Source organism: Streptococcus suis, assembly GCF_019794555.1.
In the GTDB taxonomy this organism is placed as follows: domain Bacteria; phylum Bacillota; class Bacilli; order Lactobacillales; family Streptococcaceae; genus Streptococcus; species Streptococcus suis_AB.
In genome coordinates, this window is sequence record NZ_JAIMEP010000074.1 from 1 (window position 1) to 722 (window position 722).

General features: G+C 47.6%; 1 protein-coding gene. It reads left to right on the forward strand.

The features are described 5' to 3' along the window. On the forward strand, positions 1 to 722 hold a 722-nt coding region (locus K6V48_RS11665; protein ID WP_222369861.1), incomplete at both ends, for a hypothetical protein.

Genomic DNA, 722 nt, shown 5'->3' on the forward strand with positions numbered 1-722 from the left:
TCAGATGCTGATACTGACTCAGATGCTGATACTGATTCAGACGCTGACGCAGATACTGATGCTGACTCAGACGCTGATGCAGAGACTGATGCTGACTCAGATGCTGACGCTGATTCAGAAACTGATACTGATTCAGACGCTGATACTGATGCAGACGCTGACGCAGATACTGACGCTGATTCAGATGCTGATGCAGAAACTGATGTTGATTCAGACGCTGATGCTGATTCAGACGCTGATGCAGAGACTGATGCTGACGCTGATGCAGATGCAGATACTGATTCAGACGCTGACGCTGATACTGATGTTGATTCAGATGCTGATACTGATGCACTTGCTGACGCAGATACCGATGCAGACGCAGAAACTGATGCTGACTCAGATGCTGACGCTGATTCAGATACTGACGCAGAAACTGATGTTGATTCAGATGCTGACGCTGATGCAGATACTGATGCTGACTCAGATACTGACGCAGATTCAGACGCTGATGCTGATACTGATGCTGACTCAGATACAGATGCTGATTCAGATGCTGATTCAGATGCTGATACTGATTCAGACGCTGATGCTGATACTGACTCAGATGCTGATACTGATTCAGACGCTGACGCAGAGACTGATGCTGACTCAGACGCTGATGCAGAGACTGATGCTGACTCAGATGCTGACGCTGATTCAGACGCTGATACTGAAACTGATGTTGATTCAGACGCTGATGC